The 17,137-nt window shown below is 40.1% G+C and carries 24 protein-coding genes; all 24 read right to left on the reverse strand.

Features of this window, described 5'->3' with window-relative positions:
* Nucleotides 1-78: 78 nt before the first annotated feature.
* Nucleotides 79-873 (reverse strand): DUF4839 domain-containing protein, encoded by a 795-nt coding sequence (locus HMPREF9473_RS15100; RefSeq protein WP_006781009.1) that lies wholly within the window; start codon nt 871-873, stop codon nt 79-81.
* 13 nt (nt 874-886) lie between these two features.
* Nucleotides 887-1,408 (reverse strand): hypothetical protein, encoded by a 522-nt coding sequence (locus tag HMPREF9473_RS15105; protein ID WP_006781010.1) that lies wholly within the window; start codon nt 1,406-1,408, stop codon nt 887-889.
* A gap of 777 nt (nt 1,409-2,185) precedes the next feature.
* Nucleotides 2,186-2,449, reverse strand: a complete 264-nt coding sequence (locus HMPREF9473_RS15110) for a hypothetical protein (protein WP_006781012.1) — start codon at nt 2,447-2,449, stop codon at nt 2,186-2,188.
* Nucleotides 2,450-2,452: 3 nt separating this feature from the next.
* Nucleotides 2,453-2,656, reverse strand: a complete 204-nt coding sequence (locus tag HMPREF9473_RS15115) for a hypothetical protein (protein WP_006781013.1) — start codon at nt 2,654-2,656, stop codon at nt 2,453-2,455.
* Between the two features lie 123 nt (nt 2,657-2,779).
* Nucleotides 2,780-3,154 (reverse strand): hypothetical protein, encoded by a 375-nt coding sequence (locus HMPREF9473_RS15120; protein ID WP_034859383.1) that lies wholly within the window; start codon nt 3,152-3,154, stop codon nt 2,780-2,782.
* Nucleotides 3,155-3,312: 158 nt separating this feature from the next.
* Nucleotides 3,313-3,531: a hypothetical protein gene (locus HMPREF9473_RS15125; protein WP_006781017.1), complete on the reverse strand. Its 219-nt coding sequence runs from the start codon at nt 3,529-3,531 to the stop codon at nt 3,313-3,315.
* 188 nt (nt 3,532-3,719) lie between these two features.
* A complete protein-coding gene (locus tag HMPREF9473_RS15130) occupies nt 3,720-4,445 on the reverse strand; it encodes a hypothetical protein (protein ID WP_006781018.1) in 726 nt (241 codons plus the stop codon).
* Nucleotides 4,438-4,785 (reverse strand): hypothetical protein, encoded by a 348-nt coding sequence (locus HMPREF9473_RS15135; RefSeq protein WP_006781019.1) that lies wholly within the window; start codon nt 4,783-4,785, stop codon nt 4,438-4,440. The genes HMPREF9473_RS15130 and HMPREF9473_RS15135 overlap by 8 nt, the downstream gene beginning before the upstream one ends.
* Nucleotides 4,772-5,839: a hypothetical protein gene (locus HMPREF9473_RS15140; RefSeq protein WP_006781020.1), complete on the reverse strand. Its 1,068-nt coding sequence runs from the start codon at nt 5,837-5,839 to the stop codon at nt 4,772-4,774. The genes HMPREF9473_RS15135 and HMPREF9473_RS15140 overlap by 14 nt, the downstream gene beginning before the upstream one ends.
* A 103-nt stretch (nt 5,840-5,942) precedes the next feature.
* Nucleotides 5,943-6,707: a hypothetical protein gene (locus tag HMPREF9473_RS15145; protein WP_006781021.1), complete on the reverse strand. Its 765-nt coding sequence runs from the start codon at nt 6,705-6,707 to the stop codon at nt 5,943-5,945.
* Nucleotides 6,708-6,712: 5 nt separating this feature from the next.
* Nucleotides 6,713-7,267, reverse strand: coding sequence for a LemA family protein (locus HMPREF9473_RS15150; protein WP_006781022.1), 555 nt, complete (start codon nt 7,265-7,267; stop codon nt 6,713-6,715).
* Nucleotides 7,254-7,445: a DUF6906 family protein gene (locus HMPREF9473_RS15155; RefSeq protein ID WP_006781023.1), complete on the reverse strand. Its 192-nt coding sequence runs from the start codon at nt 7,443-7,445 to the stop codon at nt 7,254-7,256. The genes HMPREF9473_RS15150 and HMPREF9473_RS15155 overlap by 14 nt, the downstream gene beginning before the upstream one ends.
* Nucleotides 7,442-7,642: a hypothetical protein gene (locus tag HMPREF9473_RS15160; RefSeq protein ID WP_006781024.1), complete on the reverse strand. Its 201-nt coding sequence runs from the start codon at nt 7,640-7,642 to the stop codon at nt 7,442-7,444. Before HMPREF9473_RS15160 ends, HMPREF9473_RS15155 begins: the two co-directional genes overlap by 4 nt.
* Nucleotides 7,626-8,216 carry a DUF5662 family protein gene (locus tag HMPREF9473_RS15165; protein WP_347509042.1) on the reverse strand — a complete coding sequence of 197 codons (591 nt, stop codon included), beginning with the start codon at nt 8,214-8,216 and terminating at the stop codon, nt 7,626-7,628. The genes HMPREF9473_RS15160 and HMPREF9473_RS15165 overlap by 17 nt, the downstream gene beginning before the upstream one ends.
* Before the next feature lie 105 nt (nt 8,217-8,321).
* A complete protein-coding gene (locus tag HMPREF9473_RS15170; protein WP_006781027.1) occupies nt 8,322-9,560 on the reverse strand; it encodes a DEAD/DEAH box helicase family protein in 1,239 nt (412 codons plus the stop codon).
* Nucleotides 9,550-9,714: a hypothetical protein gene (locus HMPREF9473_RS27795; RefSeq protein WP_006781028.1), complete on the reverse strand. Its 165-nt coding sequence runs from the start codon at nt 9,712-9,714 to the stop codon at nt 9,550-9,552. Before HMPREF9473_RS27795 ends, HMPREF9473_RS15170 begins: the two co-directional genes overlap by 11 nt.
* Before the next feature lie 22 nt (nt 9,715-9,736).
* A complete protein-coding gene (locus tag HMPREF9473_RS15175; RefSeq protein WP_006781029.1) occupies nt 9,737-10,624 on the reverse strand; it encodes an N-6 DNA methylase in 888 nt (295 codons plus the stop codon).
* Nucleotides 10,625-10,716: 92 nt separating this feature from the next.
* On the reverse strand, nt 10,717-11,202 hold the full coding sequence (locus tag HMPREF9473_RS15180; protein ID WP_006781030.1) for a hypothetical protein: 486 nt from the start codon (nt 11,200-11,202) through the stop codon (nt 10,717-10,719).
* Between the two features lie 19 nt (nt 11,203-11,221).
* Nucleotides 11,222-15,322: a DUF5906 domain-containing protein gene (locus HMPREF9473_RS15185; protein ID WP_006781031.1), complete on the reverse strand. Its 4,101-nt coding sequence runs from the start codon at nt 15,320-15,322 to the stop codon at nt 11,222-11,224.
* A gap of 8 nt (nt 15,323-15,330) precedes the next feature.
* The gene (locus tag HMPREF9473_RS15190; RefSeq protein WP_242830810.1) at nt 15,331-15,552 is read right to left on the reverse strand and encodes a hypothetical protein; all 222 of its coding nucleotides are present in this window, start codon (nt 15,550-15,552) and stop codon (nt 15,331-15,333) included.
* A 13-nt stretch (nt 15,553-15,565) separates the two neighbouring features.
* On the reverse strand, nt 15,566-15,778 hold the full coding sequence (locus HMPREF9473_RS15195; RefSeq protein WP_006781033.1) for a hypothetical protein: 213 nt from the start codon (nt 15,776-15,778) through the stop codon (nt 15,566-15,568).
* A gap of 17 nt (nt 15,779-15,795) precedes the next feature.
* Nucleotides 15,796-16,344, reverse strand: a complete 549-nt coding sequence (locus HMPREF9473_RS15200; RefSeq protein ID WP_006781034.1) for a hypothetical protein — start codon at nt 16,342-16,344, stop codon at nt 15,796-15,798.
* Nucleotides 16,341-16,958, reverse strand: coding sequence for a hypothetical protein (locus HMPREF9473_RS15205; protein ID WP_006781035.1), 618 nt, complete (start codon nt 16,956-16,958; stop codon nt 16,341-16,343). The genes HMPREF9473_RS15200 and HMPREF9473_RS15205 overlap by 4 nt, the downstream gene beginning before the upstream one ends.
* Nucleotides 16,948-17,112, reverse strand: a complete 165-nt coding sequence (locus tag HMPREF9473_RS15210; protein ID WP_006781036.1) for a hypothetical protein — start codon at nt 17,110-17,112, stop codon at nt 16,948-16,950. The genes HMPREF9473_RS15205 and HMPREF9473_RS15210 overlap by 11 nt, the downstream gene beginning before the upstream one ends.
* Between the last annotated feature and the right edge of the window lie 25 nt (nt 17,113-17,137).

The following is a 17,137-nucleotide window of genomic DNA, read 5'->3' on the forward strand; positions in this document are numbered from 1 at the left end:
AAAAAAAGAACCAAATGAAAACATAAAAATAGCCCGTACCCCCATTCCAATAGGTACAGGCTAAATAATTTCTTTATTTTATCGGGACTCAACTTTCACAGGATTTAGATAAAAAACACCTTCATTCTCACTAAAATATTCAACTTCAGCGGTCACATGTACATTTGATCCAACGCTTATATAATCAGGAAGATATAAATCCTCGATTCCCATTCCATAAGTATTCACATCTTCAAACTTAAAGATTGGTCCAGGATTGACCATTTCATCATCTACATAATTACCGCCGCTCATCAAAATATCATATCGAGTATCGTAATCGCCATGGTTTGTAATGTAGGTAATACAACCATCGAATACTATCGTTGAGCCTTTATATTGTTCTGCAAAAGTGAAATAAAAATCGTTTATTTCTCCTTCAGTCGATAAAAGTTTTTCGAGATCAGCACAAGTTTCAATTGTGAGTATCGATTCTACTGCTTTGTCTTCGGCTTTTTCGCTTATTGACTCCTTCGACTCCTCATCTTCTTCCAAATCACTCTCTTCCGAAAATGTATGGTAAGTAATAATAACCTCTACATCATTTGAATACCATTTATCAGCGGAATAATTTTCATCACCATCAACAGAAACATTTTCAACTTCTCCATCTTTCGTCAGCCAACCTGTTATTAAATCATCAAGAGCAACTAACGATATGTTTGTAAATCCACGTTCTTCAAAATCTTCAACAACTGACTGATAATCCCTTCCTTTTTGAGCTCCCGATGCAGAAGGTGTCTTTGCTTCGCCATCATGTGTCTGAGAATCAGAGCAAGCAATAAGCAAAAACGTCATAATTGCTGCGATCATAAGCATAACAATCTTTTTCATTTTCAATCTCCTTTTAATGGTTTTCTTCTTCGTCATCGCCGGGAATATTGTTTTGCTTAGAAGTTAAATTGACCCCAATGGCGGTACCTAAAACTGTAATAACACCCGCCACCACTCCACTCACAATCCCTATTAACTTTATGCGGTTAGCCGACTTTTCGGAATCCTTTTTCGATATTTCATCGGCAACCTCTCTCATTTGTTCGAGTATGTAAGTCTTTTCTTTAAAGGTCAAATTGTCATCTTCAAGAATACACTCAAGAGAATTCATCACACGATTATACATATCGTAACATATTTCCGCACCATCCCTGTCATCATTCATCAACTGTTCAAGAATACCCCGATACTCTTTCATAATTTCAAGAGATGTCGATACGAAGTTAGGAAACTGCTCTAAAGCCTTCTTTGCCACTTCAGGTTCCATTCCCGGAATCATTGTAGCAAATGCTATGACTTTATCCTTTGTCAGATGACGAAAGTCAGGAATATCTAATTTTTTTAGAACTTGTATTTCTGTATATGGTCTATCCACAATGTCACCGTCCTCTAGTCAGATAGATTTTGGCGCAATAAAAAAGGTGCGGCCCCAACAAGAGACGCACCTAAAAAAGTGTTCTCCCATTGTTGCCACACAATCTCGTTCCGTTTAAGGTATGAGTAAAGAGAGAATACACCTTTTACCAAAGTGAATTCCCTTAAACGGATTCGATATTAGATTGTGTGGCTCTTACAGTATATCATAAATTTTTCCAGAAGAAAAGAAATTTTTCATTATCTCTTGACATTTTCTTTAAGCTGTGATATATGCCTGTTTTCTGAGATCATCATAGACCATCTTCATTCCATTCTCAAAATACACTACTATACTCATATAACCGAACGGACGAAAATATACGGATGACCGCGACAACCTTGGATAGATTGACTTAAAATTTTCATACAAGCTCTCCCAACTAATCTTGCTCATGATTTCCTCCATTTTTTGCTCGTGGCCAAAAACCCACTTTTTTTGCGCTATTACTATATACTTTTAAACTTTCTATCATAATAGTTTAAGAAAAAAAGTGGGAAAGTGGGCTTTGAGCCCACAAACCCGCATAAATACTGGGTTTTTACTGACCAAATCGGGGTTTTAAATGTGGGCAGAAAGTGGGCAAATGGCCACAAATTTGACCAAAATCGTCCGAATCCTTCCCCAAAATTCCCTGCGTTTCTCAAAAAGCCCACATAAAAGTGGCCAAAGCCCATTTTTCAAAACTCAAAAGTGGGCATAATTTTCACCCACTTTCAAGCTTTGTACGGACGATTTTCAATAGTTCCTTCTCTGATAAGGTAAGTGTTTCTGAACAATTGGCCGATACGAATACTGCTTAACGAAGGATTCTCTTCGAGATTTCCGCAAAGACATCCCATATCGAGCCGGAGAACCTAGACTCTTTTTCTTCTCTTTCTCAGGTGTCGAAACTCCAAACGCCTTGTTCAGAGCATCCGCCATCTCTTTTATAGATGCTGTAAACTTTTCCCAAACTTCTACAAGTGTATCAATCGCTCGCTGTAAATCAGTCATATCCATAAGCTACCTCCAAATTCGCCCGGTTCGTTTGTCCTTGATGACGATCCGCTCTTCAACGTGGAAGTCGGACAGTTCACAAAGAGTAAAAATCGTATCCAGCAGCTTATGGAACCGTTCTTCTTCCCGCTCAATGTTTCTCAGTGCTTCACAGGCAGTCGGATCGGAATACCCTTCTGCATTTTTACGATAATCATTTTTAACGCCCATCTCGTCCTCCCCACCGGAACGAATCGTCCATATAAGTTGCAGAAGAGCTGGTCGCCTTTAACACAATCAGTCCGATCAGACCCACGAGCCCAACAATACACGCAATAACTCCCATTACACATTTCATGTTGCTTCACCCTCACTTTCAACTAATTTCACACCACCATATTCCCACAAATCCTCTTTCAGTTTTTCCATATCCAACTCACCATTTTGCCATCGTTCGTAGTATTCCAGAACTCGTTCGGTAAACTTCGGAATTCTCTTTGCATAGGATTTTGTCCAATAATGGTCCATCAGCACTTCCAGTGGAAGAGTCAGAAGCAGAACCATCGCGGTATTTACCGCATCATCGGTAGCTTCCTGCTTTACTCTGGTAAGTTCATCTCCGATTTTTTTCCGAACCATAGCATCAAGTTGTGCCTTTGTGAGATTATATGTAGTGGTTTTCTCTTTCTGTTCTAACTTTTGAGTACGCCTTCTCTCGGCTCGTCCCATCGTCTTCCTCTCCTTCATAAATCCAATTCTCTTTCGAAAAGAATAAGCATCCACCCATAATCAGGGTAAATAAAAAGAACGTTGCGTCCCATTCAATCGGGACTGACAACGCTCCTAGAAGAATAAACAGAACGGCATAGATTTTATTTTTTACTAACTTACGACACCACATTTTTTCTTGCATCCTCCCTCTCTTTTCCGATTTTAATAATACCAGCCTCAACATCGTCCATTTTAGTCATAACTCCATTCTCTCTGAATTTAGAATAAGCTCTGGCGGTAGCACAATGTTCGATGCATTTACAAATTCTACCAATCAGAGCATATACATAAAGATATACAAGGCTAAATAAAATTAGATATTGAATAAATGTCATTATTACGCTCTCCTTTTAATTTTTTTAGTTCGTAGCAACTCAGTTCAAATTGAGGCTTTACACCACTTCGATGTGCGATTGTACTAAATTGAATATCTTCTCCATATTTTGCTCTCAACCTCAAAACATCCGGATGGTTGGGTTTCCAGGTTGCTAATAGTTCTTCCAAAGTGTTGTAAAATATAGACTCATAATATTGAATCATGTTTTATCCCCATCGCTTTACCAATGATAATTTCAGAATATGGAAGTACCTCAATCCACTTGCGGAATTCTACCCATTCATCCAGCTCATGATTTTTTAGCATGGGATAAACACCGGTCAGTGTTTCATAATTCAGCATAACCGTCCGCTTCTGGTTATAAGAAGAGGGAAGAAGCTGAATCATCTGCCACCAAATACCTTCTTTACTTGGGCATCCTTTGATTTCGAAATCATCAGCATTATAATTTACATATAAAGTCATATAGTCGTTTAACACATTTACAACGTCTTCTAGCACTTTAATGGTCCGAATATCAAGATGCTCACACGAAAAATCGTCCAATGTAAACGCCTTCGCAGCCAGTTCAGACATCGCAGAGCAGGAATCAGCCACCGCACCAACCTCGTAGGTATAAAAATCTTTCCACCAATACAGCGGAGCCGTGATGTCCAGATTCACCGTAATCATTCGCCGATACCCCGCATCCTCAAGTCGCATCATCAAATCGTGGTCTGCTTTACCGAGCTGCCAGGAATGATCATATGCATGCTCGCAGGAATCGCAATTGACACAATTCTCGCATCCGATACCATCATCCCCACCTTTGCAGATTCCGCTATCGGATTTATTCCAACTGCCCATCGTATTCCGTATTCCTCGGATAGTGTGTTCCCATCCCATAACTTCTACATTTTCAATTTTAATCATTGTCTTCTCCTTTCATGGGTTCTGGGGCGACTTTAATTCGATACTCCAGTTTCACATCAATCGCTTTCTGTAAATCATCCGGCTTAATATCAAAAATGGACTCCAGGAAGTTCAGGCAAATATAAGCATCTGCCATCTCTTCCAAGAGTCCAATTCTGTCATCATATCCACGAATCTGTTTGCTGATTTGCTGCTGAAGTTCTGCAAATTCTTCCATTGCCACGGTGCATTTTGTTTTCCACGAATGTTTTTGAAGGCTTCTGCGAATAATACGCCATCTTTCTTTTTCAGAAAATTGAATATCACCTTTTAATCCCTGGATAAACCTATTCCGATTCATACTGAAGCTCCTCCTCGCAACGCAGACAATCATTATTAGCGGCTCCGAAACAGCCATGACAATGCTTCCTCATATCATACTCAGCCTTGGCTATTTCAACAAATTCGTCATTTTCTTCTTTAAAGAAGCGATTAAGCTTCACTGTACAGTCTTCTGGTGTAATTGTATAGAAAATTCCAACTGTGTCGTAATCTCCATTTTCCGGATCAACTAAAAAATTTTCGCAATAGACCTTAAATGGTTTACTTGCCGGAAAATATGGCATGGTAATAGGGAACTTCTCTTCCATTACCCGATCGATCAATCCACTATGATAGGAATCATATGGATTGTTCATATTGATTCCACAGTATCTATCTACATCGTGATACTTTACGGTTCCATCAGAATATACATATTTAAAAAGAGAACTCATTCGCTTACACTGATAGTTTACAATTTCACCGCGATATCCCGAAAGGTCCGTAATATCACTCCAAACATCCTCTGTATCCTCGATCGATGTAAGTGGCTTTCCGTCAATTAGGCGATTCAGAATATATTTAGTCATACCGATACTGAAACCGCTATGGCCGTCCTCGGACAGACTGTGATAGGCTTTCAGAGCACTTTCGTAGCAGGCGCAACCATAATCCCACTCCCCTTCTTTTGTTCCGGAGGCTTTTCTTTCGTTCTCACAAGCAATCTCTACCTCTTTTTCAGCCCATGTCTGCGTATTGGATTTTTCCCGGCAGGATGACAAAGGAATATTCCGGTCATCTATATACTCATTTGCAAAAATCTTTCTGGTATCAGAACCAAAGTTCTCGATGATTTCCGGAAGATTCTCATTGACCGCATCAAACACCAGATTTCTCTCCTTACACCACTCAACAGCTTTTTGAAGCATGTCTTCCACGCGGCAGGTCCACAGAATCAACTTGTCTCCATCCTTTTTCCGATTACGAAGATACTCTATCAGTTCTTCGTTCGGCGCTCCAATCCCTGGCCAGTTGTTCTCACATAAAGTTCCATCGAAATCTACTGCAATAATTTTCACTGATTTAAGATTCATACGTTTTTTCTCCTTTCTTATAGCGGACTCATCCCTTATGCAACTACTATATCCACCTTGTGGTCGCCCTCATTATTGCTCGACCCTCTCCCAAATTCTCCAATTACTCAAGCCATTTGTTGTCGATATAATAGAAACTGTAGACACAGACTCCAATTAAGACCATCCAAATAATCCAGAATATCCACATTGCAAAATCGGTTTCTAAGTATTCTACGGTTTCATCAATCTTCATATTTTCATAAAATGGTGAGTTATCGGCTATTGTTTTATCAGCCAGTTCTGTAAATATGGTTCCGGTAAAGTTTAAACCAACTCCATAATACTTATAACGAATGTGGCTGGATTCTTTAACAGTGTCTATATACTCCTTTCCCGGCAGGTCGATTTTACTAACTGAAAAAACGTAATTTAAAAATGATATTTCATCACATATCTGTTCCTCACTACCAGCATAATCCCATGTCCAATAGGTTTCCGTTGTATAGTAAGTATGGGTTTTTCCATTCGTAGTTGTTGTATGTGCAACCTGGCGAGTATGCATTGTATATCGTTCTTTCACTTTTTCAATATAAATGTATTCTCCACCAATTCCAGGATATGTAACTGTATCGACCGCTTTCAAATCGCCATATACAAAAGCGTTCCCGGCATTAGTCCTCATTCCGTACTCAAACAGTTCCTGAGATTCTATTTTTATCGCCTTGTTGTATTTTTCATTTTTATCCAATTGATAATCCGAAATTTTTCCAGCAATAAGGACTCCAATCAGAAGCATAATAGCGACAATCGATACACTTACCAGTATTTCCCGTTTCGTAATCTCGAAATTCCCGAAATCAAAACTTCTACGCTTGCGTCCTCTCATAGCTTTTACTCTCCAAACAGATTCTGCGGAGCATCGGCAGGAGCACTATAGTCAAGATAGGTATATCCCCGAACCTCATATCCGAGAATATTGAGAAAAAATCTTGTCGGGAATTTGCGTATATATCGGTTGTATTCTTTTACCTGCTTATTGTAGTTACTCCGATATTCTGCAATTAAATTTTCTGTAATTGAAAGTTCATTTATTAACTCTTTATAATTTTCATTAGATTTTAATTCTGGATACGCTTCTGACACCGCCGTGATAGCTGTAGTAACGTTTTCGATATCACCGGTAGAGCCTCTATTTTCAACAATCGCCGTCAATGTTTCCGCTTCATGCTTATCGTACTGCTTAACACAATTAGCAAGGTTGTAAACCAAATCTACACGTCGTTTTTCCTGAACTTTGATGTCAGAATCAGCAGTATTAACTTGCTCTTCCAAGGTAAATGCTCTGTTCTGGGAACTCTGTATACAAAACACACCTAACAAAATAATAGCAATAATACCGACGGCTACAATTAAAGCTACTTTCCAGTTGTTTTTAATTTTTCTCATGATTTTTTCTCCTTCTAACTCTTCTGAATTTATCTACACTCTTTATCACACCCGTATTCTTATTGATAATGCGATAATAGAACTCTGTCTCGTCAACCAACATCCAATCTTTACAGTTTAAATAATGAGCAAATAAGCATTCTTTTTGCTCTCTGGTCAATTTTTTCGGTTGCTTCATGTGGTTTTCTCCTCGCTGTAATTGATTTTCTTAGATTTGTGGAATACCAGCTTTTGATAAATTTCTTTGGCTTCTTCCCCTTGATAGGCATTGATAATTTCCACCCTTCCTTTTTGCTGCCTTCCAACAATCAGAACGCCAGCGTCTTTCCCATGAGAAAAATCCCAACTCACAATAACACTATCTGTTGATTTCATTCACTATCACCTCCCCAAGCTTATTTTTGATACGTCCTAAGATATCCTCCACCAATCTTCTCGTATTCGGATGCAGTTTTATATAGCTTTTCCGCTCCTCATACCAAGAGAAGATCTCCAGCAGGTTCCCTTTAAACCAGCTAAAGGACCACCAATCACAAATCATCTCCAGAACATAACAGTAAGGCATTTCCAAAATAATTTCTCCTTCTTCGGGAGCGTCATTGATAAGCACCCAATACTGCCAATGGTGAGGGTTTCGATGAATATGTAACAGCCAAGCTTTTCTGAAATCCTCAACTACTCCATAAGAGCGATTGCCTCCATAAAAATAAATATCATAGGGGCCATACTCATCGGGCTCCGTTTTGGATTGGTCATGTGCAAATACGATATTGTGTTCCGCACCACTGCCCTCTGTAATTTCAGGAAGATTTTTCTGCAACCAACGAAATCCGGCTTCAACGTTGGATTTATGTTGCGCCAAATATCGGTCATATTGATAGCTCATTTTTTCTTTTCCTCCCACTTCATAGGTTTCTGGGAATTGAGATTGTATCCATAATCCAAGCATTCATTACACGGGTCGAATTTTTCTCCCAATTCCTTGTGTTTACAGGTTTTACAATACTTTTTAAAATCCACTTCCAAATACTCTTCATTCATGGTTAATCTCCTTTCACCACTTCACAAACCTCGATTCATTAAAATCTCTCTTATCTTTCAGTGCCTTACTAATTGCCAAATCAATCCCACTACGAGATTTCAAGTGATAGTAATACAAATCTTTGAATGGCGTATTCAATCTGTCTATTCGCCCCGCAGATTGCTGCATGATTTTGTAAGAATAGTTCTGTGAGTAGAATATAATGGTATCTGTCTTGATGCAGTTCCATCCTTCCGCTCCAGCATTGTACTGAACAAGATACACCCAGTTTTTCGACTCTGGGATTGGCTGGTGTTTGTGACCATTCCACTCTGCAATTTCAAAGACTCCATCGTCTTCATAAATTCGAAACAGCCCGTTCAAAAGCTCCAGCTCATAATCAAAGTTGTAAAATATAATGGCTCTGGGATGCTTCTCTACAATTTCCATCAAGGCGATCTGTCGTGACTCGTCCGTATTCACAATTTTCCGCCATACATAGCAAAGACCGGCGGCATTCGCAATCGGCTCATTCTTATACGGGTCCCATCGAGTTCGTCCAACATCTTTGTATCGCTCTATGCTGTATCGAATAAATATATCTTCGTGATGAGAAACCGTCTGACGCTTGAAATCCATATTCACCAAAATACGATTTCTGAGTCGAATCAATCTCCCAATATTCAAATATCGGTCAATCTTTGGGTATTTACTGAATCGACTATAAACCACATGTTCTCGGATGAATTCTGTCCGGTTTTTGTAAAACCCATTTGCGATGAATACCGGAATATAATCCTGCCAGGTATCTCCCGGAGTTGCAGACAATAGAATCCACTGATTTGATTTGGTGATTTTCAAAAACGCCTTCACCCAAGCTCCGGAGCCTATCACTCTCTGCTCGTCAAATATAAAGAAAGCATCCTTTACATCCTCGTACTTCTTGATATTATTCCAGGAATCCACGACAATCTGATTTGAATATAGATTGACATCCTCGTGAACCGAAAGAAGGAAAGGCGAAAGATCACCCTCCCATTCCATCGTGTCCCGCTTTCTGGCTGTTGTGATGATGTATAAGTCCTTTGGGGGATCGTCCATCGCAACATAATCCTCAACCCCCATCAAGCAATCCGGATTTCCGCCATTCTGGAGATAGTAATAAGCTAATGCTGTTCTTGATTTTCCGCTTCCAACGCCGCCACACAGAATACAACCATTTTTCATTTTTTTTACTGCTGCTATTTGATAGTCATACAATTCAACGGCCATTCCGTTGCTCCTCAAGAACCGCTGTTATGCTGTTTTTCAGGTTCGCCATATCCGAGTACATCTCGTTTTCATTCTTCGTGCAGTCATCTTCTATGGGAGCCATATTTAACAGACTATCCAGCTCTTTTTCTAATGCTTTCAATCGTTCATTCACGCTTATCCCTCCTCATAAACTTTCATATACTGTGAAATAATCTTCTCATAGTCCACACATCTGAAAAATATATAGGTGTAAACCAGTAATTCTTCAAATCATCAGCCATAGTCATTGGTTTGATCAAAGAATTTCCAACTTTAAAATATCCAGCAATTCCTAGAAGAGAAAGTTGAATATAGCACATCAAAGCTGGAACTTCTTCAATGTCTTGTCCGGAAACTAATAAATGGTTTTGATAATTATAATTTTCTTTTTCTAATTGCTTTCGTGCTTCGTGAATAGCAGCAATCAAGTTGGCTCCCGCTCCGCAACATGGATCGTTGATGGTAATATAGCCATCTTTCCTTACTTTCTCAGTTACATCCGTAATGGTGATTTTTGCCAGAAGCCGACACATATCATAAGGAGTAAATATTTGTTTCAACTCATCGTAGCCAAGATTTAAGCTCATATACATCTTTCCTAAAAAATCCTGCTCCGGATTCATTTCTAAAGACATGACCAGATTTGCAAACAACTGTGGAAAAAGTTCCTGTTTTGACTTACTGTAATGGCGAATGATATCCAAGTATCGTTTCTCTCGCTCATCAAATTGAGATTTGTCCACAGAATTTGATATAGAACAAGCCGACATAACAATAAAGTCTTTCCAAATATCCCACGGTCTGTTTTTTTCTGAAACAAGTTGACGAAAGATGTTCATAAATTCTTTCTCATATCTGTCGGGTTTGAAAGTGGGAAGATTTTTCATTTTCGGCTTCGGTGATAAGCTTACTTGATGTTCCTCTTTATGAACTACAAAGTCGTGCTTCTCTGATATTTTCTTTGGTTTTTCGACCTTGGAAATAGAAGCATTGATCTTCGGTTTCGCTGTGGTTCGCTTCTTTTTCCGCTTCCAAAATGCCATAGCTTTTCTCCTTTCGCAAAATAAAGGGCTGTTTCCTCTAGCCTTAGGACATTTACCTTGCTGGCAATATCAGGCACCCTATTTGTCGCTTGTTAGTGGAATGGAACTTCTTCCGGGCCTTCTTCCTCCGCATACTTTTCAGCAAACTCATCCTCTTCGATGGTGACATACATCGTCTTCAGATAAGCCTTAATTCCGGTCTTACCATTCACTTCCCAAGAATACGGTCGAATCGTCAAATCAACATTCCGAATCTCCGCATAGTCCAAAGTGGAAATGGATTCATCATCCAACGGTGTTTTTGTCTTTCTGGTAATCATATACACCTTAGGCGGGATATTCTCGAAGCTGACTGCCACCTGAATATAATGTCTCGGCTCTTCATCCTCGTCTCTCGGAGCCAGCACTCTTACATTCCATCCATCATTGGAGAGTTTCTCCGCCTGTTCCGGATCTTCGATGATGACACAGAAGTTCCGGTTTCCAGCCCGATTGTATTTAGACTCTTCGCCTCGGAAGTTTCGAAAAATAATTCTTGCGTTTTCAATAATGATATTGGGTACATTTTTGTAAGCCATAATATACTTCTCCTCTTCTTTAATTAAATGGTATTTCCTCATCAGCGTCTTCTGGAATGTTCATAAAGTCCTCGAGTTTAGGTTTTGGAATATAAGGATCATCGGATATGAACCATTCGAAGTCACCGTATTTGGATATGGTTTCCACTGCGTCGTCTACAAGCTTGTCATAATAGGAACGATCAATAGAATCCTCTTTGGAGAGTTCTTTAACCATTTCGGACTCTAACCACCGATAGCCCTTTGACCCAGTGGCAGCATAATATCGTCCGTCCTTTTCTCTCATGAGCAATCCGCCACCAGCCCCCGATTTAATCGGACAGAACTGACCAACTCGTCCAATGAAAATATAATTGTGAGTCGCCTCGTCTTTTTTACAGAGCTCGCTGTATCTTGCTCCTATTTCTTCGTATGTATATCCGTATTTAGATGCGACATCTTCAAGAGATTTCCCTCCAGCCTGACTATTCCAAGCCTTGTCGATGGCATTTAATTCCCTTTCTTCCTCGGTTGTAAGCTGCGGAAGTTTCTCGTTCATGTCTAAATATAAAGCGCTGCTTACCGACTTGGTTTCACACATATCTTTAAAGACAATTTCTTCGCCGCTGAAAAGTTTTTTGAAGACATAGGGAATCTGGAACTGAGTTCCTGTGGCTGTCCATTTTCCGTCTTTATACTTGGCAATATAGACAGCGTCATTTACCAGGCACATCCGGTCATATGTAGCCTCGTGCTCAAAGGTATAACCATATCGCTTTCCGTAATCCATAACAAACTTGATAATCTCCGGCGTCGCATCGGGAATCTTGATAGAATCTGTCTTAATGTGAGCAACAGTAAAGCCCCGTTCCTGTACCTCATGCTTGAGGTTAATCATGAACAGAGCTCCTCGTTTGGCTACAATATTATCTTTGTTTCTCGGATCACGGAACGGATTCTCGAAATTAGCAGAAGTTAGACCATATACCGAGTTGATTGCCGTCTTCAAAGCATTCGCTAAATCCTTTGCTGTCATCTCTCCGTCAATGACCTTCTGGATATATGGTGTCAACTTCCCATCCAGCATATGATTGACTTCGTCCCAAGCTTCGTGTTTGATGCTGACTCGTCCTTCCACAATGTCACGGAAGGCTCTCGTAAATTTCACACCGAACAGAACTTCTGCAATTGCACTATGAGGATGCATAGAGGAAATATCCAGCAATGCCACATTTCCGTACATACCAGGTTCTGCATAGACATAACCGCCTTCTCCAACTTCTTCTCCTCGATATGTCGATTTTCCATTCTCATACTTGTATCTAGGAAAATATGGTAAGAGACTTCCTTCATCGCCATGCGTTTGCGCCATCATTTCAGGACACGCTTCGGCCAAGAAGGAATAGGTTTCTTCATCAAGGTGATGCACTGGCTCTGCCAGATTTCGGTAATTGAACTGATCCTGTGGTTTCCGCTCATTTCCAAATATAATTTTCTGTGTAAGCGTATTGGTCGTATCGTTCACCGTCATTCCAGCCAAATCTGCCAGAATCTGTCGTGCTGTCCAGTCAGCTTTCAGATAATGGAATGCCGCTTCGGTTGCGATTACATCGTTATCACAATACTCGGCAACTTTCGTCCACATTTCTTCCGGAACCGGTTGATCCCACGGAAGTCCCAACTCCTGATGGTGGATACCCATCTCGATTTCCAATTTCTTCAGGCTCTTTTTATTTCCAGCAGATGCAAAGTCATACACATCTGTATAAGAAACATTGTAGGCTTCTCCAAAGAAACAATTGGGGCTGCCGCTGATGATTTTTTGCGAGAGGTTATAAAGTTGCTCGTTTGTATAACCCATGAGTCTTGCATACAGAATATGATTATCATATCGCCGACAGTTAAACCCAACCAACCGGAATCGCATCAATTCCTCAATCTCCGTTGGAGTCGGGTTAATCATACGCACCACGGGCTTTCCTTCGCCCTCGATTTTCCAGTTTACAAGGAACATATTTGGAAATACCTCAATATCGTAAAATACCAACTTTGCTTCTTCGTTTCTCCCCGCTGTGGAAGGGTCTGCTGATTTAAACTGCATCTTATTAACCAGCTTGATACAGTATTCGGCCTGATGCGTACTATTCGCAGCAAATGCTAAAACCGCATTCCGCATGTCCGTCACGTCATAACTCAAATCGCTGGAATATGCGTCCTCCAGTATTTTGTAGATAAAGTCGATACTGGGCTTAGTACCCGGATGGATTTCTTTATTCAGATTTCTCTTGATTAGTGTTCTAAGCCCTTTCTCGCTTTTAATCGCTTCAAAATTTACCATTTTATCTTCTCCTTTCATCGGTAAACCAGAGCTAATCGTTGCGATGGGCAAATCATTACACTTTGTAAGTTTTCTTCGTAATGAGCTTTTACCCGTGAACACTTTCACTTCAATATGGTCGTCATAAATACGACTCAGTTTTTTCACATCTCCCGTATAAATATAATGAAGATGAACCCCCTTTCCGCTTTTACTTAGCTCTGCATAAGTCGCCGGCCACTTGCTTGCTTCTTCTACATTCCGTTCGAAGGATTTGTTCCCTTCCTTATCTGGAATATCAAAATCAATTACAATGTGGTTTTCCGGGACTTTAACATAGTGGATTTTAGAAGTATCCAAATCAGACAGCTTCGTTTTTACCTTGTCCCATTTCATAGAAGGTGTTTCTTTGTCCGTTGCATATTGTGCTGGACAATCGGAACACACTTTATCAAAAACGGACTTGACCGTATCAAATTGTAATGATGACGGTTTTTCCTCTTGCTTTTCCACAATCGTTTCCTCTTCGAATTTTTCAGTCCGGAATCCGATATAATAGCTTCTCACTCTTGAACCGTCTTCCATATTGAATCGCTCTTTGTAGTCATGGAAATAGTTCTTCAGTTCTTCTTTAAAAATTCTCTGAGAAAACGGATAGCCTACTTTTGCTTCATCACAATAGGTCTTATACATTTCCCAGGCAGCCTTTAAGGTTGTACCGTTTTCCCGTTTGAATACATGGTAGGAATCGATAATGAAATTATAGAAATCATTAGATGCTCCCAGCATTGCGATGGGGATATAGTCATCATATAGACCAGGATTGTTTAGATAGATTTCCTGACAGTGATATGCAATCGCTCCCAGTTCGAATTCAATCTGCTTCATAATCGCTTTGTATTCTCTCGGATTCAGTTTATTTCCCGAAGGAGATACGTCAATCAGCCGTCGAATCAAGCCAGATTTTGCATCTGTGATCTTAACTGGCTTGTTGGTACCCATGAACAAAAAGCATTTGAATCGGTTGGAGTAAGTCGATTTGAACTTCTCATTTACGGTCATCAGCTCATGGGACACCAAGCTGTTTAACCTGGTATTATCTTCAATTCTTGACAAATCACCATCATGCTGGATCGCAACAAGCGGATTACTCTTGAATGCCTCCAATGCAAAAGAATTGCTGGACGAACCCAAAGCTTTTGCGTCAAAAACAGAATAATACCCCTCAAAGAGCTGCTGAATAATATTGAGAACTGTGGATTTACCTGTTCCGGCAGCTCCATACAGAACCATAAATTTTTGCAGTTTTTTCGATTCTCCACATACCACAGAACCAATAGCCCATTCAATTTTCCGTCGCTCAGTCTCAGAGTACAGAGTAGACATCAATTTGTTATAAGCAGACAAATCGCCAGCTTCAAGCGGATATTTCAGCTTTTTACTGGCGTAATCTTTTTTATCGGTTTTTGTATTGGAGAATATCAATTTGTCATCCAACATGTGGAAAGAATCCCGCATTTGCTTCTGACAATATTTATGCCAGGAATCAATCATCCCGGATTCCGCATCCCACATGTGAAGAACTTTAATTTCAGAGTCAAAGCGCTGGCGGCTTTCTTCTGCGTATCTATCCAGTTCACGGTCAATGAGTTGCAAAGCATCTTGTTCGTCCGTAGACCATAAACCTCGTTCCTCAATCCAGATAGCGTAGAAGTCACCACCTCGAATCATCAGATCGGAGCTTTTCTTAATAATGAACTTCGGATAGATTTCAATTACACCACGCTTTGTACTACGTGTGGAAATCATCAAAAAGTCGATCATCTCATTTTTTACTCTCCTTTATCGCGCTTCATTTCCTCTATTGTCGATTCCAGTTTCTCAATCCTCTTTTTCTGCTCCACACGATCCAGCTCCAGAAGAACCAGATTAACCGTTATGATAAGAGCAATCGTGCTTAATTTCCGGTTATAATGGGCCTGTTTATTCAGAGATTTCCGAATGGACCGGATTGCCGCCTCCGAATTGCTGAGACTTCCGAAAATATAATTCATAACCTCACACATCTTACTTTTTTCCTCCCTTCATTCCATTCAGAAAACTGGTAATCGTCTCAAATTTCCAATCTTTCTGATTATGATAAGTGAATATAAATTCCTGACCATTTTTCTGGCGGATACGGATGCTGTTTCTTCCATTTGGAAACCACATATCAATCCGATCTCCAGAATAATCGGGAAAATAACTTTCAAACCACTTCATTACTTCGCTGTGGCTCATGGTAATCTCTCCTTCTTCTAAGTATTTTCGTCCAAGTACCAGCACATCTGATACCAGATTTCAACGGATCTCAAATCGTATCGGCTGTGATTTACAGTAAACAGTCCTCCATCGCCATTTCGGCTATACTTCCGATCCAGAAACCTCTGGACAATATCCTCAACATAATCCCTGTCGAACTTGGAATCGTTCATAGAACCCAATCCTAGATTGACAATCATATTCCAAAACCACTGTCCAGTTCGGTTTCCAATGTCTGGATCATCCATAATATGTTCTTCACACCGAATTGCTAGTGCAATCATCATTTCCAGCACGCTGCACATCCGATTGTCCAAATATACGGAAATCATAGAGCTGCTGTATCCGTTTTCATAACCAAACCGATACCTTAAATCCACTCCATCTTCCGCTCGATTTCCATCCATCGGAATACTGTAAGTAAATTCGATTCGATGCAGCTCTCTTAAAAGCTTTCGATACGATAATCTCTTTGAATATCTTCCATCAAATACAAGCTGATACATCCAGTTAAAATATGCATCATTAAGCTCGTTCTTTGTCATTGCTCCTCCATTCGATGTGGCATCGTTTTTACAACATCAGAATAGTTTCTCTGGTCAAGCAGGATTTCATAATCGCACTTTAACCGGTCATTTCGAACAAACACAGAGTCGTCCTCATATTCTCCGAAATGGTTCAGAGATTCCTTACCAACAATTTCATCCACATCGTCTACCTCTTCATCATTCTCATCAGCCAGAACTTCGTCTGCATAGTAAGTGAGGCTGATTTTTTCATACTCTTCAAATTCGCCAAATTCCTCTGGCGAGATGACATAAGGTTTTTCCACAAACGCCGCTCCTTTCTTTTCCTCAACCGTTTTGGAATAATCCGTATAGCCCTCTTTCTGAATGATAGATGCGTACTTTTTGAAATCCATGTCATCTTCATCCTTCGAAGTTCTATCTTCTGCTACTTTAAGGCCATCTCGAAAACCTTCCACAAAACTCTTTCCCGCTTCCTCTACGATTTTCCTTTCGGCATAAGCTGCTTTTACAGAGTCGATTTCTTCTTGAGCAATCAGCTCATATTTTCGTTTCAGCAGTTGCCATGTACATACAGAACCAATTCCCGCTCCAGCAATAAAAGCAAGGAAAGTCAATCCTTTACTGCTCATCCTCTTCCTCCTCATTCCTGATTGTCATTACGGTTATTGCCAAACCGCCAAAAAGGAAGGAGACACTCAACAGAATGCCTCCCATAATATGTCTTTTTCTCTTAGTGTCCAGAACGTAGTCCAGTACCGATATCACATTTTCCAGTCCGTCCATATCAGTGCTCCTTTCCCGTTGACAG

The sequence above is a fragment of the Hungatella hathewayi WAL-18680 genome (assembly GCF_000235505.1).
Lineage (GTDB): Bacteria > Bacillota > Clostridia > Lachnospirales > Lachnospiraceae > Hungatella_A > Hungatella_A hathewayi_A.

Excerpts from the sequence above, each read along its gene's own strand:
- HMPREF9473_RS15110 (WP_006781012.1), bottom strand. The coding sequence starts at position 2,449 with ATGGATATGACTGATTTACAGCGAGCGATTGATACACTTGTAGAAGTT.
- HMPREF9473_RS15135 (WP_006781019.1), bottom strand. The coding sequence starts at position 4,785 with ATGAATCGGAATAGGTTTATCCAGGGATTAAAAGGTGATATTCAATTT.
- HMPREF9473_RS15155 (WP_006781023.1), bottom strand. The coding sequence starts at position 7,445 with ATGAAGCAACCGAAAAAATTGACCAGAGAGCAAAAAGAATGCTTATTT.
- HMPREF9473_RS15130 (WP_006781018.1), bottom strand. The coding sequence starts at position 4,445 with ATGATTAAAATTGAAAATGTAGAAGTTATGGGATGGGAACACACTATC.
- HMPREF9473_RS15145 (WP_006781021.1), bottom strand. The coding sequence starts at position 6,707 with ATGAGAGGACGCAAGCGTAGAAGTTTTGATTTCGGGAATTTCGAGATT.
- HMPREF9473_RS15140 (WP_006781020.1), bottom strand. The coding sequence starts at position 5,839 with ATGAATCTTAAATCAGTGAAAATTATTGCAGTAGATTTCGATGGAACT.
- HMPREF9473_RS15205 (WP_006781035.1), bottom strand. The coding sequence starts at position 16,958 with ATGAGCAGTAAAGGATTGACTTTCCTTGCTTTTATTGCTGGAGCGGGA.
- HMPREF9473_RS15100 (WP_006781009.1), bottom strand. The coding sequence starts at position 873 with ATGAAAAAGATTGTTATGCTTATGATCGCAGCAATTATGACGTTTTTG.
- HMPREF9473_RS15210 (WP_006781036.1), bottom strand. The coding sequence starts at position 17,112 with ATGGACGGACTGGAAAATGTGATATCGGTACTGGACTACGTTCTGGAC.
- HMPREF9473_RS15175 (WP_006781029.1), bottom strand. The coding sequence starts at position 10,624 with ATGGCATTTTGGAAGCGGAAAAAGAAGCGAACCACAGCGAAACCGAAG.
- HMPREF9473_RS15180 (WP_006781030.1), bottom strand. The coding sequence starts at position 11,202 with ATGGCTTACAAAAATGTACCCAATATCATTATTGAAAACGCAAGAATT.
- HMPREF9473_RS15160 (WP_006781024.1), bottom strand. The coding sequence starts at position 7,642 with ATGAAATCAACAGATAGTGTTATTGTGAGTTGGGATTTTTCTCATGGG.
- HMPREF9473_RS15195 (WP_006781033.1), bottom strand. The coding sequence starts at position 15,778 with ATGAGCCACAGCGAAGTAATGAAGTGGTTTGAAAGTTATTTTCCCGAT.
- HMPREF9473_RS15165 (WP_347509042.1), bottom strand. The coding sequence starts at position 8,216 with ATGCTTGGATTATGGATACAATCTCAATTCCCAGAAACCTATGAAGTG.
- HMPREF9473_RS15170 (WP_006781027.1), bottom strand. The coding sequence starts at position 9,560 with ATGGCCGTTGAATTGTATGACTATCAAATAGCAGCAGTAAAAAAAATG.
- HMPREF9473_RS15150 (WP_006781022.1), bottom strand. The coding sequence starts at position 7,267 with ATGAGAAAAATTAAAAACAACTGGAAAGTAGCTTTAATTGTAGCCGTC.
- HMPREF9473_RS15115 (WP_006781013.1), bottom strand. The coding sequence starts at position 2,656 with ATGGGCGTTAAAAATGATTATCGTAAAAATGCAGAAGGGTATTCCGAT.
- HMPREF9473_RS15125 (WP_006781017.1), bottom strand. The coding sequence starts at position 3,531 with ATGACATTTATTCAATATCTAATTTTATTTAGCCTTGTATATCTTTAT.
- HMPREF9473_RS15120 (WP_034859383.1), bottom strand. The coding sequence starts at position 3,154 with ATGGGACGAGCCGAGAGAAGGCGTACTCAAAAGTTAGAACAGAAAGAG.
- HMPREF9473_RS15185 (WP_006781031.1), bottom strand. The coding sequence starts at position 15,322 with ATGATCGACTTTTTGATGATTTCCACACGTAGTACAAAGCGTGGTGTA.
- HMPREF9473_RS15190 (WP_242830810.1), bottom strand. The coding sequence starts at position 15,552 with ATGAATTATATTTTCGGAAGTCTCAGCAATTCGGAGGCGGCAATCCGG.
- HMPREF9473_RS15200 (WP_006781034.1), bottom strand. The coding sequence starts at position 16,344 with ATGACAAAGAACGAGCTTAATGATGCATATTTTAACTGGATGTATCAG.